Source organism: Pricia mediterranea, assembly GCF_032248455.1.
Lineage (GTDB): Bacteria > Bacteroidota > Bacteroidia > Flavobacteriales > Flavobacteriaceae > Pricia > Pricia mediterranea.
Genome location: NZ_JAVTTP010000001.1, coordinates 422,343 through 447,731, shown reverse-complemented (window position 1 = coordinate 447,731; position 25,389 = coordinate 422,343). Strand labels below are relative to the sequence as shown.

The following is a 25,389-nucleotide window of genomic DNA, read 5'->3' as shown; positions in this document are numbered from 1 at the left end:
GGGAAAATAAGGTGCTAGGAAATTGGATGGGATGCCTGTTGAAAATCGATGCAGGCCAAATTAAAATCGCGCATGTCAATTTAAGTAAAGTCTAAACTCAGTTTGTTGATGGTATTTTTGAATCCTTCTTTCTTGTGGGCCCTTCTCGGGATTGCCGTTCCGCTCGCTATTCATTTGTGGAGCCGGAAGAAAGAGGTTACCATCAAAATTGGTAGCATCCAATTGTTGAAGGAATCCAAACCCGGCTATAGTAGTACCCTACGCCCCAATGAATGGTGGCTGTTGATGCTCCGCATCTTGACAATCGTACTATTGGCCCTAATCCTGGCAGGCCCGAATTGGAACCGATCATTCCGGAACGAGCCGATTGCCTATCTCGTGGAGCCTTCGTTGTTCGATTCCGATAAACTGGGGAAGCTGTGGGATACTATCCCCCCTGATGCAGTGAGGCTTTTGGTAAAGGGTTTTCCCCGGATGACGGATTATAATATTACGGATTTCTTCGTTAGGGATTCCGAAGCGACGAACCTCGAGCCTTTTCCGGAAGTTAGGAATTTCGATGCCACCGACCCCGACCTAACTACTTCCGAGGCCGACTTTGATATTAAGGATTCCTATACGATTTCCGCTTCTACTATGCCACCGAACTACTGGCAATTGGCGCAAGAAATGACGGCTTTGCCTGCGGACAGTATCATAGTCTTTACAAGAGCTTTGGTTGCCGGGATAAAGGGAATGCGTTCCCAAACGGACCGAAGGATCAATTTTGTGACCTTGACTGACGAAGACAGCTCCAAGGCAGTGCTTGAGGCCCGCCGCACGGGGGACAGCCTTGAACTGCTCGGTGTGATCAACGATGGGATGCGCCTAGGTTTCGAGACTCGTAGGCTTTCATTCTCGGACGAGAATATAGACATCCATAAAAGTGGCGATAGCGTGACGGTGGCAGAGCGCCGGTTGGTCCTCCGACCCGGCGATTCCCTCCGGGTGTTATTGGTATATGCGGATAGTCTTTCCCGGGATATGCACTACATCAAAGCGGCTTACAGGGCCATTTCGAAATATGTACAAAGGGATATTTCCGTCGTCACGAGCGAGGAATCCGAACTTGGAAAAAACACCGACCCAGGAGATGGTACCAGTTCAAGAGACAACACCGATTTCCCGGTCTCTGGAGCATACGACTTTTCGGTCTGGTTGGGAAGATATCCGACACCCAACGATAGCCTACCTGCGTTAATATTTAGGCCAGACGGGCTGGCAGACAAACTGATTGAGCCGGGAGAAGTGAAAGACAGATATCATCTAACGGAGCGTCTCAATAGCGAAAATATAGTTTCGGGACATCTGGCGGAAGAATTGTTGAAGCTATTGCCCTTGCATCCGAATTTGGAAGCAGAGGTAGCCCCATATGACCGGCGTAGTATGGGAGCGGATGCCTTTCGACCGGAATTCAAGAGAACTCCCGACACGCCCGGACAGGTGAGGCGGATGGATATCTCCCCTTGGTTGTGGGGCGTATTGTTTTTCATTGTGCTAGCGGAACGGATTTTGGCAAATTACAGGAAGCAATGAGCGACAGCGGAAAAAAAATACTGCTTAGGTTCAAAAGGCGCTGGCTGCTGTGGCAAGGGCTGGAGTCGCTTTTGTACGGTCTTGGCCCGGCCGTCCTCCTTTACGTGCTGACGTTCGATCGCTTGCTGGCCCTTGTAATCGGTGCCGGGATCGCGGTACTGGTTCTCGTTCTCAGAAAACCCTGGCGGTTAACGCTGGAGCGGATCGTCAGTTATGTGGACGCGCATTCCGATGCCATGCAGCACAGTACGGGCCTTTTGTTGCTTCCCGAAAACCAACTTTCAAATCTGGCACGGCTCCAGCGGCATGACATAAACCGGACCCTATCCCAAAGTAGGAACCAGCTTCGGCCGCAGGTATCCTTTCGGGCTGCCTTGGCCGTATTCGCACTTTTTGCGGTTCTGGCCTTTGTAGGATATACTTTCGACTGGACGGATACTTTCCAAAGTACGAGGGAGCATCCCGATACCCAAAAGCTGAGCTTCCAGCCCTTGGATTCCTCCAACCTTAAAAAAATTCCTCCAGTCTTGACATCCCAAAAACTGACGATACGGCCACCCTCTTATACGAAACTGAAGCCCACCCACCAATCCAAGATGCCGATCAGGGCCTTGAAAGGCTCCCGGGTATTTTGGAACCTACAATTCGATGCCCCGGTGGATTCCGTGGTATGGGAAAGTCCCGAAGAGCGCCGGGCCATGACCGCATCTGAAAACGGATATTCCCATAGCACGGTACTACAGACTTCCGGATTCTATAATTTTGGGTTTACCGATACGAACGGGGCGTCTTACCGATCCGAACTCTACGCTATTGAGGTTTATGAAGACGAACCTCCCGTAGTAGATGTCCGCAGTCCCAAGGTATTGGTCTCCTTTGCCCCCACCGGAAAAAAGATAGTGGACGTCAAGGTGAGCCTAAGTGATGACTACGGCCTACAGGATGTCTATATCGTCGCCACTGTCAGCAAGGGAAAGGGGGAATCCGTCAAGTTTCGGGAAGAACGCTTAAGCTTCGACGGGAAATTGAACAACGAACCCAAACGACAGGATTTGGGAAAGCAGATCGATCTCGATCAATTGGGGATGGACGCCGGGGACGAGCTTTACTTCTATATCGGTGCGACCGATAACAAACGGCCGCGCCCGAACACGACCCGTAGCGAGACCTTTTTCGCGGTCATCGAAGATTCCGTATCCGACCAATTTGCGGTAGAAAGCACCATGGGCGCCGATCTGATGCCCGCCTATTTTAGGAGCCAACGCCAATTGATCATCGATACCGAAAAATTGATTGCCGATCGCGACAACATGCCAACCGAAAAATTCAACGCCACCAGTAATGCGCTCGGGGCGGACCAAAAGATGCTGCGTTTAAAATACGGGCAGTTTATGGGCGATGAATCGGATTCCGGCATACAGGGAGGTCCGATTACCTTGGATGGTGACCCGGAAGTCGGCACTTCCCAAGAAAATCATTCGGATGATGACGATCCGACCGCCGCCTACACGCATAACCACGACGCGGACGAGGAGCACAGCGCAGTCGGACACAGCCACGAAGGGGAGGAGGGCGAGGAAGAAAGTCCCTTGGAGAACTACCTGCACAACCACGACAATCCCGAGGAATCGACCCTGTTCACCCAATCCCTGAAAAGTCAGTTGAGACAGGCCATGAACCAAATGTGGGATGCCGAGCTTCAGCTGCGGCTGCACCATCCCCAAAAATCCCTGCCCTTTCAATACCGGGCCCTGAAACTATTACAGGATATCAAGAACAGTTCCCGAATCTACGTCCACCGGATCGGCTTTGATGCCCCACCTATCAAGGAATCCAGCCGCCTAACGGGGGACATCGCCTCGGTCGGCACCGTTCACACACAAGAGAACCGGGAAGAATCCATGACATACCCCGCCATTCGGAAGGCGGTCGAACGACTTGAAATTCTAATTCAAAATGGGAAGACTCCCAAAGCCGAACAAAGGAAGACATCGGAAAGCCCAACAGGTAAGACTGTCGAAACTTCAAAGGAAAGATCCAACGAAACGAGAAAAAGCGTGACCACCAATTCCCAATCCGGTATAATTCTCGGCACGGCGGACCGGACGCTTTTGGAGGAAGCGGGAAAAGAGCTGGCTGCCCTGGCGGTACACGAACCCGGCAAGCACCTTGAAACCCTGCAGGAACTGAGGTGGCTGGCGGACATGGCCGAAAGTGACCCAACGCAGATGAGGACAGTGCGGGACGGCCTGTTAAAATCCCTTCCTTCCTTGCGGCCCAATGCTGCCCGACGGCAGGGATGGAGCGGAGGAATTAACAAGCTGATGCTCCAAGAATTGGATACGGATGATTGAAAACCTACAATTTTTACATCAGGTATGGCTGTGGCCTATACTGCTGGGGGGAAGCATCCTTTGGTTGGTATTCCTTTGGAAAGAGTATTTAAAGAAGCCCAGCATCCGGTTTTTTGCAAATGGACTCGTCGCCCTGATAGGGATAATCGCCTTGATGCTAATGGCATTAAGACCGGCGATTTTACATCCTATAAAAACCAAAGCTGGGGCATTGCTTACCGACGCCTACTCAGAGCAGCAGCTCGACAGTCTGCGAAATTCGTATGACAATTTAAGGGTGATTCCCTATCGGATGAACCGCGATATCAGGAGTGCCTTAGATTCCACGGCCCCGCTATTCGTTTTGGGGGATGGGGTGCGCCCCTTCGATTTTTGGCAGTTCGACGGTGTTTCCGCCACCTATTTACAATCCGAAACTCCTGAAGGCATTATTGGATTGAATTACAAACGGAAGGTAGCGGTAGGGGAGGACCTCTCCGTTCGCGGAAGGTTCAACGCTCCGAAAAAAGGCCATCGACTCGTATTGGCCACTTCTGGTGGAACGGGCTTGGATTCGGTGCTTCTAGATTCGTCGCTTCCGGATTCCACCGTACAGTCGGACATTATCGTTGCGCGGAGAGACTTCCTTCTTTCCACCGAGATGAAGGCTGAGGGTAACTCTACCTATTCCCTGATCGAAAAAGATTCGACAGGAAAAATAATCCAGAGCGAACCCCTGCCGGTGACGGTAACCCAAAAAAAGCCTTTAAAGGTACTGCTGGTCAACAGCTTCCCCACTTTTGAGTCCAAATACCTCAAAAACTACCTCGCCCGAATGGGCCATGAGCTCACGGTACGCAGTCGGCTGACTAAGGGCAAATATAAATTCGAATATTTCAATACCGGTAAAAATCCCATTTATGCTTTGTCCCGCACGCGCTTAGAAGCTTTTGATGTGTTGATTATTGATTCGCAAAGCTACCTAAACCTGTCCGGAACATCGGAAAATGCTTTGAAAGAAGCAATACTGAAGGATGGCCTAGGTATTTTCATACAACCTAACGACGGATTCCTTTCCGCTTCAAAATCCAAATCCGGCTTCGATTTTGTACGGGGAAGAAACAGGACAGCCCGTTTGGAACGATGGCCGGAACTGAAGATGGACACCTATCCGTTCCGGTTTTCGGGTGGAGCAGAATTGGAAGGGATATATCGTAACGAGAGAGAAATTCTCGTCGCTTATCGTCGGCTGGAAATGGGCCGTATAGGGACTACGCTCATCCAAAACACCTACTCCTGGATTTTGGACGGACACCCCAGAAGGTATCAGGAGTTCTGGTCCGAAATTATCGAAAAGATAAGCAAAAGAGAGGACATATCCACCCGCTGGTCCTCTTCTAAAGGATTCGCCATTCTTGATATGCCTTACGATTTCGAGTTGCGTAGCGTCTTTGAACGTCCTGAAATTGTCGGAGACAATGGCGGGGAGATTCCTATAAGGCAGCATCCCGACATGCCTGAACTGTGGACCGGTACTGTGTACCCACGAACGACAGGGTGGAACGGGCTACGGATACGAAACGACTCCACCGCAATACATCGTTTCTTTGTCATGGACAGTCTCGATTACGGTGCCTTGACCCGTCACGGGATGCAGCGTTTTAATACCCGTTTTTTTGACGGGGCAACGTCCAACCCTATAAAAAGCATGAAACCACGACCGGTTCCGGCTATTTGGTTTTATATGGTTTTCTTAACCGCAATCGGGTGGTTGTGGCTATGGCCGAAGCTACTTCGGCAGGGCTGATACGTACTCGTTTGCAAGGCAAAGATTGGAAGGTTTAAGGAAAGAATGACCTTAATTTTTCATATCATTGCAGGGACTTTCAAGGTGCCACACTACCTGCGAAATGGAAGCGCCATCCCTCCAAAACAATCTCTATTTAAAAGATGAAGTATCGATACTATATTTTCTTAAGGGTCGTTTTGATGGAGGGGAATTGTTGTAGTAATGGTTAAATAAGAATTTTGGATATGAAGTTAGCTTACGTACTATCCGGACAGCAGCCGGCTCTTGGAGTCGTCCGTGCCCTCGGTGTGATGGGAATACCCATCGTGGTCATGTATTACAAAGATGAAGATGTGGCCTATCTATCCAAATACGTCACCCATGGGGTGAAATCGCCGCATCCCGAAACCCATGAAAAGGAATTTGTTGAGTTGCTTTTGAAAAGTGCCCAAGAGTTTGGGGACGGGATTTTATTTCCGGCATCCGACGAAGCCTTGGTGGCCGTTGCCAACAATAAAGAGCTATTGGAAACGCATTTCGATGTGCCTGTCCCAGATATGGATATCGTACAGCGATTCATTGAAAAGAAATACACTTACGAAATTGCGGACAAAAACGGTATTCCGGCGCCCAAGACCATCACCCCGACCTGTTTGGAAGACGTGGTGGAGTACGCCAAGGGTATTGACTTCCCCTGCTTGGTCAAGCCCAGTCAGAGCCATTTGTTCTTCGATCATTTTAAACGAAAGATGTTCCCGGTCGAGAATGAGGAAGAGCTGATTTCAGTCTATCAGCAGTCCGCCGAAGCGGGACTCGAGGTGATGCTCCAGGAAATTATCCCTGGGGACGATATCAACGTCGTCAACTACAACGCCTACTTTTGGGAAGGTGAACCCCTCGTGGAGTTTACCGCCCAACATATCAGGAACGCACCGCCTTGGTGGGGCTCGCCACGGGTCGTGCTGAGCAAGGACATACCCGAGGTCATCGAACCTGGCCGGAATATTCTGAAATCGATGGGCTTCAGCGGTTATGCCTGTACCGAATTCAAGAAGGATGACCGGACCGGCATCTACAAACTTATCGAAGTAAACGGGCGCCACAACCTTTCGACCAGCCTTGCCGTAGCCTGCGGCATCAACTTTCCCTATTTACAATACCGACACATCGTCGAAGGCGAGCTCCCAAAACAGTCCGATTACAAAAAAGGCGTGTATTGGATCGAGATCATCTCGGATATTACCCACAACTTTCAGTTCTTACGGCAGGAGAAATATTCGTTTTCGGAATATTTGCGACCCTATATCAACCCCAATGTATTCGCAACCTTCGCCCTGTCGGATTTAGGTCCCTATCCCAAAAGACTTTTTATTCCAGTAAAAAAGGTTTTCGGTGCAGTGTCTCGGAAATTTTTTGGAGGAAAATAGAGACGGCAGATACTAGGTAAAAACAATTCTATTCGTCGATCAAGACCTGACCCGGGTTTACACAGCCAAAACATTAGAGGCTCAGATCAAGTATCAAATTAATATCCCGAGCTACCTTGGTGGAGGGTTCCCTCTTGCCATTTAAAAATTCACTATTCTCGAATCACGGTACTTGAAGGTTCGGACAACTGCTTTTGGTTCAAACCAAGTTCGTCCATTCGAGATTTTCTGATTTCTGCAGTTCGGCGTCCCTTTCCAGTTTGTGAATACGGACCTCCAACGTTTTTAGGCACATCATTGGTTCCGAAAGTAGCTTGTCCGTGTCGATGACAACAAAATCTGGCAGTATTGTATTAGATCAAAATTATCCGGTATTTTTATTAGGACTGATTAATACCTCTTTTTATAATATTATTATCTATTTTTAAAACGATTAGGGGAATTGTTCAAATGAAGGACTTTAAGTAGTTTTTAGCTTTAATTCATCCTAAGATTTTACTTACAGTTACTTTTTTTTAAATGGACTCAACGAAAAATATCTTTGCGATTTATGCAAGCCAAGATAAGGATATACTTCAGTATCTTTTACTTCACTTACAACCCTTGGAAAAGGATTTCAATATATCTATCTGGAGTGATGATGCCATTAACCGTGGGCAGCCATGGAAGCCAAGGAATGTATCACGATTAGACCATACGGACGTATTCCTGTTTTTAGTGAGCAATACATTTATGTGTTCTGAATTTATCAGGCAAGATGAATTCAAAATGGTCATAGATTGCTATAAAGACGGTAAAGCTGTCATTATACCTATAATTCTCGATGATTGCCCTTGGGACGCTGAATTTACCTTCGACGACTATACCTTTAATTTTAAGGAACTACAAGTCTTCCACAAAGATGAAAATCAAATAGGCGACTGGCATCCAACCCACAAAACTTTTACGCAGGTCTCCTATTATCTTAGAGGGCTACTCGCTTCTTCTACCAGAAAGAGCGCCGTAGAAGAACCGGCAAATAAAGCTGGGAAGAAAATTCGGAATACAAAGAAAGAAGAGCAAATTACGATTGATTTCTTTGGCGAAAGAGAAGCCAAAAACAAAGCCGAGTGGGAGGGAAAACGTGAACAAGAAGCTGAAGCAAAAAAAAGGGTCGAAGAAAAGAATAAACTTAGCGAAGAGGCTGAAGCCAAAGAAGTAATTAGAAAGGAGAAAAGGCTAAGGCAGAAAGCCGAAATCCAAAAAAGAATTGAAAAAGAGAAACGTCTTAGGGAAAAATCGAAGAAAGATAGAAAAATTGACGAAGAGTTTGAGGACAAGAATGTAGTTCAAAAAGAAAGTCCGGGCCATGAAGAAGCGAAAGCCAAGGTGGCAGAAGAGGGGAAGGGACGTGGTGAAACAACAAGATTCCAAAGCGAGACGGAACAGGAAAAAGAACTGGAGAAAATAGTCACGGCACGGCCAAGGACCACGAAAAAAAATGGTCTTGCGAGATATAACTATCAATTTAAAACCGCGAAAACGGTCGAGCCAAAAAGAGAAGTTCAAAAAGAAGGACAGGGCGATAAAGAAGTGAAAGCCAGAGTGACGGTAGAACAAAAAAAAGGCGACAAACAAACAAAACCCCAAAGAGGTACGGAACGGGAAAAAGAATTGTCGGAAATAGTTGCTGCGCAGAGAATAATTGCAAAAAAAAGTGGACTAGCAAGATATAACTATCGATTTAAAACCACAAAGATGGTCGAGGCCAAAAGAGCGGTTCAAAAGGAAAGGCAGACCGATGAAGAAACGAAAGCAAAATCGGCAGGGGAGCAGAAAAGACGCTTCGAAACAACAATGGCTCAAAAGCAGACGGAACTGAAAAGAAAATTGGCGGAATTACTTGCAGCGCTGAAAAGAGTCCTTAAGAAAAATCGTTCGGTAGTACAAGATTATCAAGTAAAGTACGCTAAGGCGATCGAAGCCAAAAGAGCAGTTCAAGAGGAAGCGCGAGACGTCAAGGAAGTGAAGGACAAAGTGGAAGTAGAGCGGAAAAAACGCTTCGAAACGATAGTAGCTCAAAGGCAGAATGAATTGAAAAAAAGACTGACGGAAATACTTGCAGCGCTGAAACGAGTCCTGAAGAAAAATCGTTCAGCAGCACAAGATTATCAAGTGAAATACGCTAAAGCGATCGATCAATATTACAAAGAAGCGAAAAAGAACATAAACACAACCAGCAAAAGAAGAGTCCATGCTGGATTTTTGGTCGCGGCCGTCGTATTAGGTGGAATATTCATTTATCTATTTACAGGAGATTCGCAAAAACAATCGAATACCATAGTGGACATTGAACAAGCCGAGGTAGGCTCCGATCCTGTTGTCAATGCTGAAAGTGATACAGAGAATCAGGCAGGGGCTATCTTGGAACTAGGTGTTGGAGATATATATAAGAACGGAATTATTTTTGCCATTGACGCAGCAAATGAAAAGGGGAAAATCGCATATACGGATGATCTAGGGCCCATGACCTGGAACGAAGCCATGAATATTCACGAGCATTTAGGGGAAGGATGGCGGGTACCTACTATGGATGAATTACGGCTTATGTACAACACAATTGGACAAGGAGCGGACAATAAGGGCGGATTTGCCGATGAATTATATTGGAGTGCGACGCCATTTGATGATTACCAAGCTCGGCTTCTAAGATTCAGTGATGGTAATGACTCGTATCATTATAATAGCTCAGGTACTTTTCGAGAATTTCGGGTCCGGGCCATTAAGGATTTTACGCGGTAGCTGGGGGAACAAATACATTTGAACACCCTGACCTAAAGGGAATCCTATAATAAAATGGGAATCTACTTGCCGATGCAGGAAATGACGATTCCTTATTTCACGGGGATTTTGAGGCTTCGAGACACAAATGGGAGACAAACGCCGAAAACGAGGTGCAAATTTATCAACAATATGTATCAATTCTTCCAATCGAAGATTTGCTTTAATATATTGTTTATGTGAAATAGCTTTTTTCATTTGAGATGTTTTGGAATATCACTTCGACCATGCAAAATCCTGACAATACGAATGCGGTTGGTTAAAATTCGGTAAAAAATGATATGGGATACATGGGGAAGGCTATACAATCCAACTTTTATTTCATCTCTTTGTTTGCCGATGTCCGGATTTTTGGTCAATGCCTCAAAATGCCCTCGCAAGCCCTCTAAATATCTTGTGGCTTGTGAATGACCAAATTTATATATTCCAAAATCATAGATTTCTTGAAGGTCATTTTTGGCTGCTTCGGCAAGAACGTAGCGATTCATTGCACCTGTTTCCTAGAAGCAATGATATCGTCAACTGAAATATCACTGTCAGGACCATTCCATCCTTTTTCAATCTCAGCCCTTAGGTCTGCAATCACTTTTTCTCGATAAATTTGATGCAGTCGAAGCGCATCTCTTATGACCTCGCTATTGTTCTGGTACTCTCCAGATTTAACCTGTTTCGAGATATACTCTTCCTGTGTTTTTGTGAAACTTATATTCATTTTCTTTTTCTTTAGATAAATAAAATTACAATATTTATCCATATTCAACAAATATGGACATTCCATAGGGCGCACCCTACTTTTTGGTCGTGGCCGTGTCCACCTTTTTGCCTTTCGACCTCCATACCCCATACGATTCGTACAGTCCGGGATTTTGGTCAAAATATCCTCTGAGGTTTGTGATTACCTTCAGTTTACCGGCTTCAAAGGATTCTTTCTGGATGGTGTCCAGCCGTGAGACCTTGAATCCCAAATAGCATAGGCTTGGAATGGAGAATGCCAAGATGGCCATTGACGGCCATAATATTACCTTTGGGATTAGCTTCGCTTCTGAGACGGCACCGTTGATGTTACCGATATTCTTTCTCATAGATTCCCTTTCCCATCGCTCCTTATCTACTTGCCGATGCAAAAATTAGCAAAAATGTTCCCCAGCAGCTCGTCGTTAGTGACTTGGCCGGTGATTTCGCCGAGGTGGTAGAGGGCTTCGCGGATGTCTATGGCCATGAGGTCGCTGGGCAGGTCTTCGTCCAAGCCGAGCTGTACCTTGTCGATCTCTTCCAAGGCTTTTAAGAGGGAGTTGTAGTGTCTGGTGTTGGTGACGATGGTCTCGTTGTTCCGCAGGGCGCCCCTGTTGACAAATTCCAACAGTTGGGATTGAAGCGCTTCGATGCCGTCCCCAGTTTTGGCGGACAGGGGGGCAAAGCCGACCGCCCCCCCCTGCCACACCCGAAATATGGGATGTCAGGGTCGAGATTTTATCCTCCGAAAGCCTATCGACCTTGTTGGCTACAATGATCAGGGGCTTTTGCGGATGTCGTTGCTTTATTTTTTCGATCTCAAAGATTAATTTTTGCAATCCTCTCCTTGTATTTGCTTCTGCATCCGAACCGGTGCCGGGCCTTGAAGTGGAACCTGCTCCCGATGCTACCCTCGTATCCGGTCTCAAGTCGAATTCGGTGTCGGAATCTGAGTTAGCAGCGGTCTCAACCTGTCCCGATTGAGACGTTTGTCCCCCTGGGAGTCGCATCACCTCCTCCGCATCGAACAGGTACAAGGTGACCTGCGATTTTTCTATCTTTTCAAAGGTCCGTTTGATGCCCATACCCTCGACCACATCCTCGGTGTCGCGTATCCCGGCGGTATCGATAAAGCGAAAGCCGATGCCGCCGATACTGATCTCATCTTCGATAGTGTCGCGCGTGGTACCTGCAATTTCGGAAACCAAGGCGCGTTCTTCGTTCAAAAGGGCGTTGAGCAGGGTCGATTTGCCCACGTTGGGCTCTCCCACTATGGCCACAGGAATGCCATTCTTGATAACGTTTCCGACGGCAAATGAGTCGATAAGCTTTTTGAGTACGTTTCGGATTTTTTTAACAAGGGAGGTAAATTGCCCCCGGTCGGCAAACTCGACATCCTCCTCCGCAAAATCCAGCTCAAGTTCGATAAGGGAGGCGAAATTGAGGAGTTCTTCCCGTAGGTTTTTGATCTCATTGCTAAAACCGCCACGCATCTGCTGAATGGCCACCTGATGCGAAGCCGCGTTGTCACTGGCGATAAGATCGGCTACGGCCTCGGCCTGGCTGAGATCCATCTTTCCATTGAGGAAGGCGCGTAAGGTAAACTCTCCGGCATCCGCCATGCGGCATCCGTTCCGAAGAAATAGCTGGATGGTCTGCTGTTGGATATATGGGGATCCGTGACAGGATATTTCAACTACATTCTCCCCGGTATAGGAATGGGGACCTTTAAATAGCGACACCAATACTTCATCCAAGGTTTGTCCGTCTTCGACGATGTGCCCCAAGAGAATGCTGTGACTCCTTTGTTCCAGCAGTTTTTTGCCGTGGACGGAGCGAAATAGAGAGGCAACGGTCGCGAAGGCATCCTTCCCTGAAATGCGGATGATGGCAATCGCGCCCGCTCCCGATGGCGTGGCCAGTGCGATGATGGTATCATTTGGAATCATACTGCAAAAATAGGGAAAATGTTCGTCCGCGAATCCTCTGTAGGATGGTCCGATTGACAAGATCAATTAAGTCCGACTGTAACAATCGCGGCTTTGGCTCGTCTTATGGATAGAACACTTCCGGGATTGTAACGTCATTCATCGGCAAAGACTAATCCGGAAAGAATTATTAACCTTGTAAAACAGTCCAAAAATGGAAATCATCAATCAAAACAGAACGCTCGAATCGAATAATTCCCTTTTGGTATTGACCCACCTCTCCCAATTGTTGACGTATGTCACCGGCGTAGGCGGACTCATTGTGCCCTTGGTCATCTGGTTGACCACGAAAGACCGTATCGAGGGGATGGACGAGCATGGAAAATCCATCGTCAATTTTCAATTGAGCGTTCTGCTCCTAGCGGTGCTCAGTATTCCGGCAATTCTATTGTTCGGTCTGGGGATATTAAGTCTGATTTTTATAGGAATCATCGCCTTTGTACTCCCGGTAATTAATGCGGTAAGGGCGAGCAACGGGGAAGCCCCCAGTTATTTTATGACGATCCGCTTTATATCTTAAACGGCTCCGCCACGAATTTTGTGGGCAATCTAAGACGTTGCCAGCCATCGAAAAAGCTCGGAAATGGAAGAAAGATGGAAAGAGCAAGGGGAACAGGCTGAAAGGACAAAAAGAAAGGCAGGTGCTCAACACAAACGCTCCCCTAATCCGAGCCGGGCGGGCGGGGTTAAAGTAGATAAAAACACCCCTCTTGCCTTTAGCAATTTTTGTTCCTATCTCCTTTCGTCTTTTTGTCAAATTTAATCAGTAAATTTTCCGAACCTTATTTAAAACAGCAAAAACCCATCCCAAATTGTCCGGATGGTTTTTGATTAAACGCTTGCGTGGGGGAGTCCTTAATCGATAAATTACATTCTAACCGTTCAGCATCACCGGCATGACCAGCATCGTGACGTGCTCGCCCTCATCGAGTCCGTCCGAAGGCGTGAGAATGCCCGCTCGGTTGGGAAGGCTCATCTCAAGGGTAACCTCGTCGGAATCGAGATTGGTCAACATTTCGGTCAAAAACCGGGAGTTGAACCCGATTTGCAAATCGTCGCCCTGGTAAGAGCAGGTCAGGCGTTCTTCGGCCTTGTTGCTATAGTCGATATCCTCAGCGGAGATGTTCAGTTCGGCCCCGGCGATTTTTAGACGGATCTGGTGGGTTGTTTTATTGGAGAAAATGGCGACCCGGCGAACGGAGCTCGAAAACTGGTTTCTAGAAAGCGAAAGCTTGTTCGGGTTCTCTTTTGGGATTACCGCCTCGTAGTTCGGATACTTGCCGTCGATCAATCGGCAGATCAACTCGGTATCTTCATAACTAAATCTGGCATTGCTGTCGTTGTACTCGATAACCACGTCGGATTCGCTTCCCGCCAAAACCCCTTTCAACAGGTTCAGGGGTTTTTTCGGCATGATGAACTCGGCGGTTTCCGAAGCGGACACATCATCGCGACGGTACTTGACCAGCTTATGTGCATCCGTGGCCACAAAAGTGAGATTTTCTGTAGAGAACTGAAAGAAAACCCCGCTCATCACAGGTCGTAGGTCGTCATTTCCGGAGGCGAATATGGTCTTGTCGATCGCCGTCGCCAGAATATCGCCCATTAGCGTCGTAGAACTCGGGTCCGCCAGTTCGACCGCCTTCGGAAATTCGGCCCCATCGGCGTAGGCCAAGGCGTATTTACCGTGGTTCGAACTGATTTCAACGGTATGGTTGTCCTCCACTACAAAGGTCAAGGGCTGTTCGGGAAAGGTCTTTAGTATATCCAACAGCAGGCGTGCCGGTACGGCAATAGTGCCCTCATTGTCGGAATCCACTTTTAGCACGGAGCTCATGGTGGTTTCAAGGTCCGACGCGGAGACGGTAAGTTTATCCTGGTTCAGGTCGAAGAGAAAATTATCGAGAATAGGCAGCGTATTGCTGGTGTTGATAACGCCTCCTAAAATCTGCAATTTCTTTAACAAATATGTGCTCGATACTATGAACTTCATGGGGTAGTTTTATTTCAAATTTGTTTCATATCGTGTTCGGGATCGTCTCAAAATTTCGAATGGCAAACGTCTGAAAGTACCAAAAACAAGACAAACAAAGATATTTGAATCGATCTTTTTAGCGAAACAAACTTATTAACAGCTAGCCCGCATATTTCCGTCGTCTAAAATAGGCAAATCCCAATCCGAAAAGAAGGATCAAGATCAGCGGAAGCCCGATATTCATTAGCTGCCATTTGGATTTTTGTACCGCGATCTTTTGCGGGTCCAAAAAGGGCACGGCCACCTTCTTGTTTCGAATGTTTATAAGTCCTTTTTCATCCAAAAGGTAATTGACGGCGTTTATCAAAAATTCTTTGTTCCCGTAGTAATTGTTCGTCCATTTGTCGTATCCCAGTTCCAAGGGTCGGCCCTTTCGCACCTGATTTTTGATGATGTCCCCGTCGGAAACCACCAGCATTTTATTGAATTTTCCTTTTTCTATGGGATTTTGGAGCTGCACCGGTTTGACCCGATTTTCAAAAGCTGAGTTGAATTCCCCTTCAACCAATACCGCCAAGGCCTTGTCGCCATCGGTATAGTTTTCCTTTTTCGGGGGATTGTTGATGATACCGAGACTGATCTGTTGTGGGGTGCCTTCTAAACGGGACAGGGGAGAACTTTGCAGGAGTACCGTTTTTTTGTTTTCGTTGGATAAGGTATCAATGGAACTGGCGAACTGTAAGCGGATGGCTTCCAGATTATTGTTGATAGGATGGTCGTTGCGCGAGAAGACCATAGGATGATAATACCAGGGCACGGGATCGTATTGGGATGCATTTCCTTCCCCCGTCGCCAGTACGATCTGAGTGAAATACATGTCGTTGACCAAATCAGAATTGATGCGGATGCCGTACTTAAAAAAGAAGTCGTTCAGGTTCAGGTCGCGGGGCAAGGCCAGGGCCGAACCTTGTTCGTTGAACAGGCTATCGAGTTCCATGTTTACCTTATCCATTAACCAGAGGGACTTCCCACCGCTGACAATAAACTGGTCGAGCACGTATTTTTCGGCATCGGAAAAGGCCTCGGTGGGTTTGGCGATCAGGGCCAGGTCGTATTCCTTTAGTTGATTCAGGGTTTTTTGCGGATTTGTAGCGACGGAATCCATCGTAATTGCCCCGATGTTGTAATAATCACGGATGGCAGTCAGGAAATCCGCCAGAAAGATATCCTCTAGCTCCCCGTTTCCCTTCAGAACCGCCACCTGTTTCTTTGTTTTGATATTGATCTTTGAAAACGCATCGGCAAAGGCGTATTCCAAATGCTGCACGGAGTTGTTGACCCGCTCTTCGGGGGTCGCTCCCAATGTATTTTTCAGCAGCGGTACTTTTACGGTGTTGTTGCCATAGTTCACCATGGCCCAAGGGAAAACGATGTCCTGCGACACCTTGCTATTGTCCTCGACGGTCACTTGGGCTGGGGTAAGTCCCAATCCCTGTAATTCGGTGATGGTCTGGTTGACATCCGCGGTATTTTCCAGGGGATTTACGAATGTGAACTTTATGTTTGGGTTTTGGGATGCAAACTCCTCCAGGATCTGAAGGGTCTCCGTGCGCAGCTTTACAAATTCGGGGGATAAATTGCCCGCCAATAAAACATCTACGATGACCGGTCTTTCAAATTCCGAAACACTGGCAATGGCGGCATCCGAAAGCGTGTACCGATGGTCTTCGGTCAGGTCAAACCGGGTGTACACAAAGCCGGACAGCACATTGACGAGAATCACGAGCAGGAATGCCATGCCGATGGTGACAAAGGTTTTTTTCATAGGTGGAATGTTCGGGATTGTCCAAAGGATTTAAAAGAGGTCATCGCGGAGTGTTTTTGAGCGTCATCACAGTAAGAAAAAGAAAAAATGCCGAAAGACTAACAAAATAGATAAGGTCCCTCGTGTCCAAAACGCCCCGGGCAATACGCTCAAAATGATGATTCATGCCCAAATTTCGTACGAAGACGACCACTTGGCCGTCCGCGAAGAGGGTCGAGACGCCCTCGAATCCATAGTAGGCAAAAAAGCAGAGTAACATTCCGACGATAAACGCGACGATCTGATTTTCGGAGAGGGTAGAGGCGAAGAGGCCGATTGCGGTATAGCATCCCATTAGGAATATAGTGCCGAAATACGAGCCGATCACCAGGCCCATGTCGAGATTTCCGACGGTGGTGCCCAAACGGGATATTGCCAAAACATAGACCCATGTAGGTGCCAGAGCGATCAACCCTAATGAGAACGTCCCCAAAAACTTACCCAATACGGTCTCCCAAAGGCTGATCGGTTTGATATAAAGCAACTCCAGGGTCCCCAATTTTTTTTCCTCCGAAAAGCTTTTCATGGTAATCGCCGGAATCAGGAACAGAAACACCCAAGGAGCCAGTAGGAAGAATTTGCCCAGGTTGGCGAATCCATGTTCAAAAATATTAAACGGACCTTTGAACACCCATAGAAAGAGGCCGTTGAGCACCAAAAAAAGTCCGACGACCAAGTATCCGGTCACCGAAGTAAAAAAGGAACGTATTTCGCGTTTAAAGATGGCGAGCATAGTGTGTTTCGCAGTTTGATTTCCATGGACGTACCGATGGTTTGGTTCCTGTAACGGGAATCTCAACCGACCATCGCACAAAACTAAAAAGATTTTGAGACTTTCGAATCTTCGGCAACAGGCTCGTTTGTTTCGTCCGACGTAACTTGTCGCGCTAGTTTAATAGCCACCCAACTGATTGCAACGCGCGCTTTAACCGGTCCCGACGTGGCATGGCGCATAGGGTCAACCTCTTCGCCTCTGAATGCAATGCGCGATTTGGTCGGTCCCGATCAGTAACGACAGTTTCGCTGTCCCTACTCAAACGTCACCGTAACCGTATCCCGAAACTCCAGTCCCAATAGGGTAGAAGCCCCTCCCACGGTATTCAGGTCACTCTTGTAAATGGCCAGTTCGATGTAGTGGGCGGAATTGAATAGTGCCAGCAGGTCTCCCGCGCCCCTGCGATGCTCCTTATCGAGGTCATAATTGATGATATCGCTGTATTTATTGTGGATACGGCTTATTTTGGTGGACCGGGCGGTAAGTTCGAAATCCCTCCCCTTGCGGTAGGCATCGAAGAACTTTTTGTGGATGTTGGTCACCACGTTTCCATAATTGTCGATGTAGATAACGCTACCGATGATCTTATTGCCGTTATCGGAAACGATGGGCGTAAATTCACGGAGGTCTTTCAATGCGTCAAAAGGTTTACCGACCACCTCAAGGGTGCCGCCGCGAGCTATATGACAGGCGACTTTTACGAAGACATCCAACACGGGAAAAGAGCCGTAATCGGGATTCGGAATGTTGATCTCCACCACTTTTTCCGGTTTTCTTTCGGAAGTGATCAACCCGATGATACCGTTGTTGGCCACGATAAAATAATGCCCGTCGATCAACAGGGCGATATGCTTGTTCTCGGGCGTCGGTTCCGCATCGACCCCGACAATATGAATACTGCCCTCGGGAAAATTTTTATAGGAATTTTCCAGAACGTAGGCGCACTCGTGGATATTAAAGGGACTGATATAATGTGAGATATCAACAATTTTGGCATCGGGGAGCTCTTTGTAAATGGTGCCTTTAAGGGAACCTACAAAATGGTCTTTAAGTCCGAAATCCGTGGTCAAGGTTATGATCGCCATGTAGGGTTGTTGATATGTTTTGCTTAGAACAGCTGATTTTTGGTTAAATTTGTTATCCTAACGTAAACGCACAAAATTAGTGCAAAATAATAGCCAAGCGAAATAATTGCCCGTTGGCTTTCACCTTAATATATAAAGTTTTTGAACGAACTCATACTAGAACTCACCGAGATCAGCCCGAGGGAATTTTTTGGCCAGGGCAATCAGAATATCGATCTGCTCAAAAAGTATTTCCCTAAATTAAAGATTGTAGCGCGGGGCAACAAGATAAAGGCCTATGGCGATGAGGAGCTTTTAGAGGAATTTGACCGCCGGTTCGATATGCTCACTTCCCATTTTGCAAAATATAACAAATTGGACGAGAACGTGATCGAACGGGTATTGACCAGTACCACGCCGTCGGATTATGACGCTCCGGAGAAAAGTGGGGAAACCTTGGTGCACGGCGTTAGCGGACGATTGATCAAGGCCCAGACCGCAAATCAGCGCAAATTGGTCGATGCGGCCCGTAAAAACGATATGGTATTCGCCATCGGTCCCGCCGGTACCGGAAAAACCTATACCGGGGTGGCCTTGGCCGTCAAGGCCCTGAAGGAGAAGCAGGTGAAACGGATTATTTTGACCCGTCCCGCAGTAGAAGCTGGCGAGAACCTGGGATTTTTGCCCGGCGATCTCAAGGAAAAGCTAGACCCGTACATGCAACCGCTCTACGACGGGCTGCGGGATATGATTCCGGCCGAAAAATTGGCCCATTTGATCGAAACCGGTATCATTCAGATCGCACCGCTGGCCTTTATGCGGGGACGAACCCTAGACAATGCCTTCGTAATTCTCGATGAGGCCCAGAATACCACCCACGCCCAGATGAAAATGTTCCTGACCAGAATGGGCAAGAACGCCAAATTTATGATTACGGGCGATCCCGGACAGATCGACCTGCCACGAAGGGTTATCTCGGGCCTGAAAGAGGCCTTATTGATTTTAAAGGACGTGCCCGGCATCGAGATCATATACCTCGATGATAAAGATGTCATTCGCCATAAATTGGTAAAAAAGGTCATTAATGCGTACAGGAATATCGAGCATCAGAAATGAAAAACACCATCACAGCTACCAATTTCAGTTTTCCAGGTCAAAAAAGTCTTTATAAGGGCAAAGTCCGAGAGGTGTATGCCCTTGAAGACAACATCTTGGTCATGGTCGCCACGGACCGGCTTTCCGCTTTCGATGTAGTGATGCCGAAAGGGATTCCCTACAAGGGACAGATATTGAACCAGATCGCTACAAAAATGATGGCCGCTACGGCAGATATCGTCCCCAACTGGTTGATGGCCACGCCGGACCCCAATGTTGCCGTCGGCCACGCCTGCGAACCCTATAAGGTGGAAATGGTAATCCGAGGCTATTTATCGGGACATGCAGCTCGGGAATACAAGGCCGGGAAAACCGAGATCTGCGGAATCGAAATGCCCGAGGGCATGCAGGAAAACGATAAATTCCCCGAGCCGATTATTACCCCCGCTACCAAAGCGGAAAAGGGCGATCACGATGAGGATATTTCCAAGGAAAATATCCTAAAAAGAAAAATCGTGTCGGCAGCGGACTATGCAGTGCTGGAGAAATACACCCGCGCCCTTTTTGCCAGGGGTACCGAGATTGCCGCCGAGCGGGGACTGATCTTGGTGGATACCAAATACGAATTTGGAAAGACCAAGGAAGGGAAAATTGTCTTGATCGATGAGATTCATACGCCCGATTCGTCCCGGTATTTCTATGCCGATGGATATCAAGAGCGACAGGATAGGGGCGAGCCCCAAAAGCAGCTTTCAAAGGAATTCGTGCGCCAATGGCTGATTCAAAACGGATTCCAAGGACTGGAAGGGCAGTCCGTTCCCGAAATGTCCGATGTTTATATCGAGTCCGTTTCCGAGCGGTATATCGAACTGTACGAGAATATTACAGGGGAAACTTTCGTCAAGGCCGATATCTCGGATATTCAGGAACGTATCGAAAAAAATGTGCTTGACTACTTGAAAACCGCTGATCACAAATAAAGTTCTCGTAAGTTTCTTTCGCTTTACAGCCCCATACCGTAGCGTCGCGAATGCCTTATTCGGGAGAAATCGATGTTCTCGATTCTTAGAACCCCGAATGTCAGCACGTTCCGATTTCGCTCAAGGGCTTTGACGCGAAGTATTGCATAAGAAATTTTGCTGCTTTTGTAATCTTCTCAATGCTGTTGGTTGTCACTTGAATAGCCTTTTCACCAAAAAACCGTCCTTAACCTTCAACCGCCCCATGATCTTTAAAAAGGCGATGGCCGTGATATAGGCATCGCCCAGGGCGGTATGTCGGTCCTTGACGGGGATGTCAAATTTCTCGGCGAGTTCGTCCAGCGAATATTGGTCCTTTTTTTGTAAGAGGGCGGAAGAAATGAGCGTACGCTTGTAAAGGGCGGAGGTATCTAAAAACCGGTTCTGTAATCTAGGCATCCCATGACGTTTTAACGCGCGATCGATCATAGCACGGTCAAAACTGGCGTGATGCGCCACCAAAATGCAATTCCCTATATAATCAAGCAACAGTCGAAGGGCCTCTATTTCGGAGATGCGAGGTTGGATCTCGTCCCGCAAAATACCGTGGATGGCGATGTTCCCCGCGTGATAGAACTCCTGATCCAGGAAAATCTCGAAACTGCTGTCGATATCGATGCTGTCATTTTGTAGGGAGAGGGCACCGATGGACAATATCCGGTCCTTCTCAAGGTCAAGTCCCGTGGTTTCGGTATCGAAAACGACAAAACGGATGTCCGCCAGTGTTGTTGGCTGGCCGTTTTCGAATTGCTCGGCATAGTCCATCCAAAAATCGGGATAGTTCCGTTTTTTGGGTGCAAAGAAGTTCCTGAAGAATCGAATCATCCTAACATACTCGTTACCTTAAAGCGGAGCTTGATCAGTTCCTGTAGTTCCTTAATGGTCTTGAAGGTACGCTTTAATTTCATTTTTTCTTCCTTACGCAACGTATCCAAAGCGATAAAGCGTCCTGAATCGTTATGCAATAATCCTTGTTTGGTGCGGAACTTCAACAGCGCCTTAGTGGCGTAGGAACAGGCCAAGAACTGTTCTTCGTTGTTGGGTTCGAGTTCCGCCAGACGTTCGAAGCGTTCGGCGGTGTTGTTGATACTCTTGATATTATGCGAAAGGGCCAAGACGCGGGCAGCATCGACCATGGGCATCAGGGCCCTACGTTTTAGATCGAAAAAATCTTTGTGGGCCCCATCTTCCTCGACCAAAAAACTACGGAAAAATCCCGTTGGAGAGGGATTTTGGAGGGCCCCACTGGCCAAATGGGTGAAAAAGATCGGATACTTTTCCGTATTTCCAAAAATATGGGCGGTCAGTTCATCGACCAAGCGACCTTCCCCGAAAGAAAGGCTATAATCGAAAAATATGGAAGTCAACAACACCTCTTCGGGCCCGGGATTGGTGATCCAATACGAAACCCGGTCTTTCCATTCCGAAAAAGAGAGGCACCATTCGGGGTTCGAGGCCATCATTTCCGCCGGGCAGTACTCGTACCCTATCGTGTTCAGCCCCTTATTGATTGTCTTTGAAAGTTTCAAGAAGTACGTCCGGGTCCGTGATAGTTCCCCTTGTGGTACATCCTCGAAAATCAGGGCGTTGTCTTGATCGGTATGCAGCAATTGCTCACTACGGCCCTGACTTCCCAGGGCAAGCCAGGCAAATTCGACCGGGGGCGGATCTTTCTGTTCTTTCAGGGTAATGGCGATGACTTGTTTGATACAGGCGTCGTTGAGTTCCGATATAATTTTAGAGGTGAGGGTCAAGGGAATGTTCTGGTCCAGATAACCTTTGAGCAGCCCCGTTACGTTGCGTCGGATGGTTTTTATCGTCTTGAAATTTTCCGCCCGTTTTATGGCCTTCATCAAGACCGCAGGGTTGTTGCCGATTTCGAGCATGATATCATGTTTCGACAACATGCCCACTGCAGGGGTGTTCGCGGTGCCATCTTCCGTAAGGCAGAGATGGCTGATCCCGTTTTTCATCATCGCCATCTGGGCCTGTGCAATGGTCATTCTCTTGGGATAGGTAATTATAGGGGCGCTCATGATATCCTTCGCCTTGGCCGTTATCGGATAGGCGCCCGTGGCAATCTTGTTCCGGATATCCCTGTCCGTAATAATACCTACAGGCAACCCATCTTTCAATATCAACATGGCCCCCACCTTTTTTTGGGTCATGGCAACTGCAATACTTTTGATACTGGTGGTTTCTGGACTTGTAACCAGTTTTTTTGAATAATGCACGTGCTGCAGGTCCAATAATCCCTTGTCGATCTGAGGCTTCAGGGCGGGAGATTCGCCCAGTAATATGCCTTTGTAGTCGGTAGAGTAGGGGTTTCTGGTATTCGAGGCAAAGCTTTCCATCAGAAAACTGGCGACCCCATCGTATTTTTGGGTGTAGGGCCTGAACTCGGCTATGGGAATGGCGTACAGAATACTTTCCTCATAGGCCTGTGCCCCAAGCATATAGTTCTCGTTTGCCATCAAGGGGCGCAACCCGAAGATATCACCCTCGTCGCACAGGTCGATAACATCCCTTTGGGATTTCTTCCGGAGCACGACCGCCCCTTTGTGCACCACGTAAAATTGTTTGTGGGGCGGGGCATCTTCCTCAAAAACCGTACTTTCCTTGGTCTTATATAGGATGGATACCTTCTGCGACAGTTTTTCAAGGTCTTGAAGATCCATCTCACTAAAAGGTGGATATTTTTTTAGAAAATCGGCTACCCGCGTCGATATGGTGTTTTTCATTTTTTGGTTTTATAAAGCAAGTTTAGTTATTTTTAATTCAATATATTTAGGCAAAATAATTTATATGGATACCAAAACAGATACGATAGAACAACAAGCGATAAATACCGTACGGGTGCTTGCCGCGGACGCGGTGCAAAAAGCGAATTCGGGACATCCCGGAACGCCCATGGCGCTGGCGCCGATGGGGCATGTGCTCTGGACGGACAAGATGAACTACAACCCTAAGAGTCCCCAGTGGGCCAATCGGGATAGGTTTATACTTTCCGCCGGACATGCCTGTATGCTGCAGTACAGTTTTCTGTACCTGACGGGCTACGACCTGAGTATGGACGATATCAAGGATTTCCGACAGTTGGACAGCAAGACACCCGGCCATCCCGAATCCCATTTAACGGAGGGCATAGAGGTGACTACCGGCCCATTGGGACAAGGCTTCGCCAACGGCGTCGGTTTTGCCATCGCCCAAAAATACATGGCCGCCCGGTTCAACAAGCCCGATTTCGACCTTTTTGATTATCATATTTACGCCATCTGCAGCGACGGTGACCTGATGGAGGGGGTTGCTTCGGAGGCCGCTTCCGCTGCCGGCCATCTTAAGTTGGGCAATATGATCTATCTCTATGATGACAATAGCATTACGATCGAAGGCGACACCGATCTTGCTTTTGACGAAAACGTGAACGAACGCTTTAGGGCCTATAACTGGCACGTTCAGCAGGTGGCCGATGGCAACGACCTGCAAGCGATATCGGAAGCCATCGACAAGGCCAAGGAAGAAACCGACAAGCCCTCCTTGATCAGTGTGCGTACTAAGATCGGATATGGAAGTCCGAATAAAGTGGACACGGCTTCTGCCCACGGTTCGCCTTTGGGCGAGGATGAGGTGCGCCTGGTCAAGGAAAAATTCGGATTCGATCCCGACAAGAATTTTGTCGTGCCCGATGAGGTACTCGACTTTTACCATAAAGCGGGAGCGAAGGGAGAACAAAAAGAAAAGGAATGGAACGACCTTTTTGCCGAATACAAGGAAAAATATCCCGATCTGGCCGAGGAATACGAGATGGTGATCAGTGGAAACCTTCCCGAAGGCTGGAAGGATAAATTGCCCAAGTTCGAGCCTGGCGACCATATGGCCACCCGGAAGGCTTCCGGTAAGACCCTGAACGCGATTGCGGAATACTTGCCCAACCTGGTCGGCGGGTCGGCGGATTTGGCGCCTTCCACCTCTACCTTGCTCGAAGATTACGAATCCTTTACGGCGAACCATCCCGAGGGCCGCAACTTCCATTTTGGAATTCGCGAGCATGCAATGGGATCTATTTTGAACGGGATGGCCTTGAGCGGATATCTGATTCCCTACGGGGCAACCTTTTTGATATTTTCCGATTACATGCGTCCCCCGATGCGGTTGGCGGCCATTATGGGCATCCGGCCGATTTACGTCTTTACGCACGATAGCATCGGTCTAGGCGAAGATGGAACCACCCACCAGCCCGTGGAGCAGTTGGTGGGACTAAGATCCGTACCGAACATGACGGTCATACGGCCCGCGGACGCCAACGAGACTGCATACGCCTGGCAGGCCGCCTTGGAGCATCGAGATGGGCCCGTGGCCATTGTTCTGACACGGCAGGGCCTGCCGATTATCGATCAGGATAAATACACTGCAGCGGATAACCTTAGCAAAGGGGCCTATATCCTTTCCGATTCGGATGGAGATCCCGATACTATTTTAATCGCTACCGGATCCGAGGTGCAATTAATCTTGGAGGCGCAGTCCAAATTAAAGGATGACGACATCAATGCCCGTGTGGTGAGTATGCCGTCTTGGGAACTTTTCAACAGTCAGGATAAAGAGTATAAGGAGAAAGTGCTCCCCAAAGATGTTCGCAAAAGAGTAGCCGTTGAAGCTGGTTCGCCTTTAGGATGGCATCAATACGTTACCGACGAAGGCTGCGTAATCGGTATCGACAAATTCGGGGAGTCCGCACCCGGGGATGAACTGATGAAGGAATACGGCTTTAGTGTTGAGAACGTCGTGAAAAAGGTCAAAGACCTATTGGGCTAAGCCGAGTATCGTACTTGGTTTGTCTTTAAGGTTAATCGGCCCGTTTCGTTTTTTTCAGCATCGGTAGGGATTTTGCAAAACATCTGTAAATTCAATTCTAGGAACAAACGAAACGGGGTGA

General features: G+C 47.9%; 19 protein-coding genes and 2 pseudogenes. 10 read left to right on the top strand and 11 right to left on the bottom strand.

All coding sequences use genetic code 11. From position 1 onward, the window contains the following. Window positions 1–108 precede the first annotated feature (108 nt). From RQM65_RS01815 to RQM65_RS01795, 5 genes are all read left to right on the top strand, one after another. A complete protein-coding gene (locus RQM65_RS01815) occupies window positions 109–1,575 on the top strand; it encodes a BatA domain-containing protein (protein WP_314012294.1) in 1,467 nt (488 codons plus the stop codon). Further along, window positions 1,572–3,929 (top strand): tryptophan-rich sensory protein, encoded by a 2,358-nt coding sequence (locus tag RQM65_RS01810; RefSeq protein WP_314012292.1) that lies wholly within the window; start codon window positions 1,572–1,574, stop codon window positions 3,927–3,929. Before RQM65_RS01815 ends, RQM65_RS01810 begins: the two co-directional genes overlap by 4 nt. Next, entirely contained in the window at window positions 3,922–5,715 is a 1,794-nt protein-coding gene (locus RQM65_RS01805; RefSeq protein ID WP_314012291.1) for a hypothetical protein, read from the top strand. Before RQM65_RS01810 ends, RQM65_RS01805 begins: the two co-directional genes overlap by 8 nt. 227 nt (window positions 5,716–5,942) lie before the next feature. Continuing rightward, window positions 5,943–7,124, top strand: a complete 1,182-nt coding sequence (locus tag RQM65_RS01800; protein WP_314012290.1) for a carboxylate--amine ligase — start codon at window positions 5,943–5,945, stop codon at window positions 7,122–7,124. A 519-nt stretch (window positions 7,125–7,643) separates the two neighbouring features. Continuing rightward, entirely contained in the window at window positions 7,644–9,905 is a 2,262-nt protein-coding gene (locus tag RQM65_RS01795; RefSeq protein ID WP_314012288.1) for a TIR domain-containing protein, read from the top strand. A 233-nt stretch (window positions 9,906–10,138) separates the two neighbouring features. Here RQM65_RS01795 and RQM65_RS01790 read toward each other — a convergent pair whose 3' ends face one another. The 5 genes and pseudogenes from RQM65_RS01790 to mnmE all read right to left on the bottom strand — a co-directional run. After that, window positions 10,139–10,432 (bottom strand): type II toxin-antitoxin system RelE/ParE family toxin, encoded by a 294-nt coding sequence (locus tag RQM65_RS01790; protein WP_314012286.1) that lies wholly within the window; start codon window positions 10,430–10,432, stop codon window positions 10,139–10,141. Beyond that, window positions 10,429–10,698 carry a type II toxin-antitoxin system ParD family antitoxin gene (locus RQM65_RS01785; protein WP_314012285.1) on the bottom strand — a complete coding sequence of 90 codons (270 nt, stop codon included), beginning with the start codon at window positions 10,696–10,698 and terminating at the stop codon, window positions 10,429–10,431. The genes RQM65_RS01790 and RQM65_RS01785 overlap by 4 nt, the downstream gene beginning before the upstream one ends. A gap of 34 nt (window positions 10,699–10,732) precedes the next feature. Beyond that, window positions 10,733–11,026 carry a hypothetical protein gene (locus RQM65_RS01780; protein WP_314012284.1) on the bottom strand — a complete coding sequence of 98 codons (294 nt, stop codon included), beginning with the start codon at window positions 11,024–11,026 and terminating at the stop codon, window positions 10,733–10,735. Between the two features lie 26 nt (window positions 11,027–11,052). Then, a pseudogene (locus tag RQM65_RS01775) lies at window positions 11,053–11,352 on the bottom strand (tRNA uridine-5-carboxymethylaminomethyl(34) synthesis GTPase MnmE); the annotation flags it as partial. Between the two features lie 259 nt (window positions 11,353–11,611). Beyond that, window positions 11,612–12,625 (bottom strand): annotated as a pseudogene (gene mnmE / locus RQM65_RS01770) (tRNA uridine-5-carboxymethylaminomethyl(34) synthesis GTPase MnmE); the annotation flags it as partial. A gap of 193 nt (window positions 12,626–12,818) precedes the next feature. Here mnmE and RQM65_RS01765 point away from each other — a divergent pair. Both RQM65_RS01765 and RQM65_RS01760 read left to right on the top strand, forming a co-directional pair. Then, complete coding sequence (locus RQM65_RS01765; RefSeq protein WP_314012282.1) at window positions 12,819–13,184, top strand: DUF4870 domain-containing protein; 366 nt, start codon at window positions 12,819–12,821, stop codon at window positions 13,182–13,184. A gap of 63 nt (window positions 13,185–13,247) precedes the next feature. Next, window positions 13,248–13,427 (top strand): hypothetical protein, encoded by a 180-nt coding sequence (locus RQM65_RS01760; protein WP_314012280.1) that lies wholly within the window; start codon window positions 13,248–13,250, stop codon window positions 13,425–13,427. Window positions 13,428–13,538: 111 nt separating this feature from the next. Here RQM65_RS01760 and dnaN read toward each other — a convergent pair whose 3' ends face one another. From dnaN to RQM65_RS01740, 4 genes are all read right to left on the bottom strand, one after another. Continuing rightward, window positions 13,539–14,657: a DNA polymerase III subunit beta gene (gene dnaN, locus RQM65_RS01755; RefSeq protein ID WP_314012278.1), complete on the bottom strand. Its 1,119-nt coding sequence runs from the start codon at window positions 14,655–14,657 to the stop codon at window positions 13,539–13,541. A gap of 142 nt (window positions 14,658–14,799) precedes the next feature. Then, window positions 14,800–16,464 carry a gliding motility-associated ABC transporter substrate-binding protein GldG gene (gldG, locus tag RQM65_RS01750; RefSeq protein WP_314012277.1) on the bottom strand — a complete coding sequence of 555 codons (1,665 nt, stop codon included), beginning with the start codon at window positions 16,462–16,464 and terminating at the stop codon, window positions 14,800–14,802. A 40-nt stretch (window positions 16,465–16,504) separates the two neighbouring features. Continuing rightward, on the bottom strand, window positions 16,505–17,236 hold the full coding sequence (gene gldF / locus RQM65_RS01745) for a gliding motility-associated ABC transporter permease subunit GldF (protein ID WP_314012275.1): 732 nt from the start codon (window positions 17,234–17,236) through the stop codon (window positions 16,505–16,507). Window positions 17,237–17,532: 296 nt separating this feature from the next. Continuing rightward, window positions 17,533–18,363 carry an SAM hydrolase/SAM-dependent halogenase family protein gene (locus RQM65_RS01740; protein ID WP_314012274.1) on the bottom strand — a complete coding sequence of 277 codons (831 nt, stop codon included), beginning with the start codon at window positions 18,361–18,363 and terminating at the stop codon, window positions 17,533–17,535. A 141-nt stretch (window positions 18,364–18,504) separates the two neighbouring features. Here RQM65_RS01740 and RQM65_RS01735 point away from each other — a divergent pair, with 141 nt between their 5' ends. Next, on the top strand, window positions 18,505–19,458 hold the full coding sequence (locus RQM65_RS01735) for a PhoH family protein (protein ID WP_314012272.1): 954 nt from the start codon (window positions 18,505–18,507) through the stop codon (window positions 19,456–19,458). Beyond that, entirely contained in the window at window positions 19,455–20,417 is a 963-nt protein-coding gene (locus RQM65_RS01730; RefSeq protein WP_314012270.1) for a phosphoribosylaminoimidazolesuccinocarboxamide synthase, read from the top strand. The genes RQM65_RS01735 and RQM65_RS01730 overlap by 4 nt, the downstream gene beginning before the upstream one ends. Before the next feature lie 192 nt (window positions 20,418–20,609). On the opposite strand, the gene RQM65_RS01725 is transcribed toward RQM65_RS01730, so the two are convergent. Both RQM65_RS01725 and RQM65_RS01720 read right to left on the bottom strand, forming a co-directional pair. Then, complete coding sequence (locus RQM65_RS01725) at window positions 20,610–21,281, bottom strand: 3'-5' exonuclease (protein ID WP_314012268.1); 672 nt, start codon at window positions 21,279–21,281, stop codon at window positions 20,610–20,612. After that, the gene (locus RQM65_RS01720) at window positions 21,278–23,197 is read right to left on the bottom strand and encodes a DUF294 nucleotidyltransferase-like domain-containing protein (RefSeq protein WP_314012267.1); all 1,920 of its coding nucleotides are present in this window, start codon (window positions 23,195–23,197) and stop codon (window positions 21,278–21,280) included. Before RQM65_RS01720 ends, RQM65_RS01725 begins: the two co-directional genes overlap by 4 nt. Window positions 23,198–23,261: 64 nt before the next feature. Here RQM65_RS01720 and tkt point away from each other — a divergent pair, with 64 nt between their 5' ends. Then, a complete protein-coding gene (gene tkt, locus RQM65_RS01715; protein ID WP_314012266.1) occupies window positions 23,262–25,268 on the top strand; it encodes a transketolase in 2,007 nt (668 codons plus the stop codon). Window positions 25,269–25,389: the final 121 nt, after the last annotated feature.

Bases quoted from the DNA above. Each gene is read 5' to 3' on its own strand.
- RQM65_RS01720 (WP_314012267.1), bottom strand. From the start codon at position 23,197: ATGAAAAACACCATATCGACGCGGGTAGCCGATTTTCTAAAAAAATAT.
- RQM65_RS01780 (WP_314012284.1), bottom strand. From the start codon at position 11,026: ATGAGAAAGAATATCGGTAACATCAACGGTGCCGTCTCAGAAGCGAAG.
- RQM65_RS01730 (WP_314012270.1), top strand. From the start codon at position 19,455: ATGAAAAACACCATCACAGCTACCAATTTCAGTTTTCCAGGTCAAAAA.
- tkt (WP_314012266.1), top strand. From the start codon at position 23,262: ATGGATACCAAAACAGATACGATAGAACAACAAGCGATAAATACCGTA.
- gldF (WP_314012275.1), bottom strand. From the start codon at position 17,236: ATGCTCGCCATCTTTAAACGCGAAATACGTTCCTTTTTTACTTCGGTG.
- RQM65_RS01805 (WP_314012291.1), top strand. From the start codon at position 3,922: ATGATTGAAAACCTACAATTTTTACATCAGGTATGGCTGTGGCCTATA.
- RQM65_RS01800 (WP_314012290.1), top strand. From the start codon at position 5,943: ATGAAGTTAGCTTACGTACTATCCGGACAGCAGCCGGCTCTTGGAGTC.
- RQM65_RS01725 (WP_314012268.1), bottom strand. From the start codon at position 21,281: ATGATTCGATTCTTCAGGAACTTCTTTGCACCCAAAAAACGGAACTAT.
- RQM65_RS01810 (WP_314012292.1), top strand. From the start codon at position 1,572: ATGAGCGACAGCGGAAAAAAAATACTGCTTAGGTTCAAAAGGCGCTGG.
- RQM65_RS01790 (WP_314012286.1), bottom strand. From the start codon at position 10,432: ATGAATCGCTACGTTCTTGCCGAAGCAGCCAAAAATGACCTTCAAGAA.
- RQM65_RS01760 (WP_314012280.1), top strand. From the start codon at position 13,248: ATGGAAGAAAGATGGAAAGAGCAAGGGGAACAGGCTGAAAGGACAAAA.
- RQM65_RS01765 (WP_314012282.1), top strand. From the start codon at position 12,819: ATGGAAATCATCAATCAAAACAGAACGCTCGAATCGAATAATTCCCTT.
- RQM65_RS01815 (WP_314012294.1), top strand. From the start codon at position 109: ATGGTATTTTTGAATCCTTCTTTCTTGTGGGCCCTTCTCGGGATTGCC.
- gldG (WP_314012277.1), bottom strand. From the start codon at position 16,464: ATGAAAAAAACCTTTGTCACCATCGGCATGGCATTCCTGCTCGTGATT.
- RQM65_RS01795 (WP_314012288.1), top strand. From the start codon at position 7,644: ATGGACTCAACGAAAAATATCTTTGCGATTTATGCAAGCCAAGATAAG.
- RQM65_RS01785 (WP_314012285.1), bottom strand. From the start codon at position 10,698: ATGGATAAATATTGTAATTTTATTTATCTAAAGAAAAAGAAAATGAAT.
- dnaN (WP_314012278.1), bottom strand. From the start codon at position 14,657: ATGAAGTTCATAGTATCGAGCACATATTTGTTAAAGAAATTGCAGATT.
- RQM65_RS01740 (WP_314012274.1), bottom strand. From the start codon at position 18,363: ATGGCGATCATAACCTTGACCACGGATTTCGGACTTAAAGACCATTTT.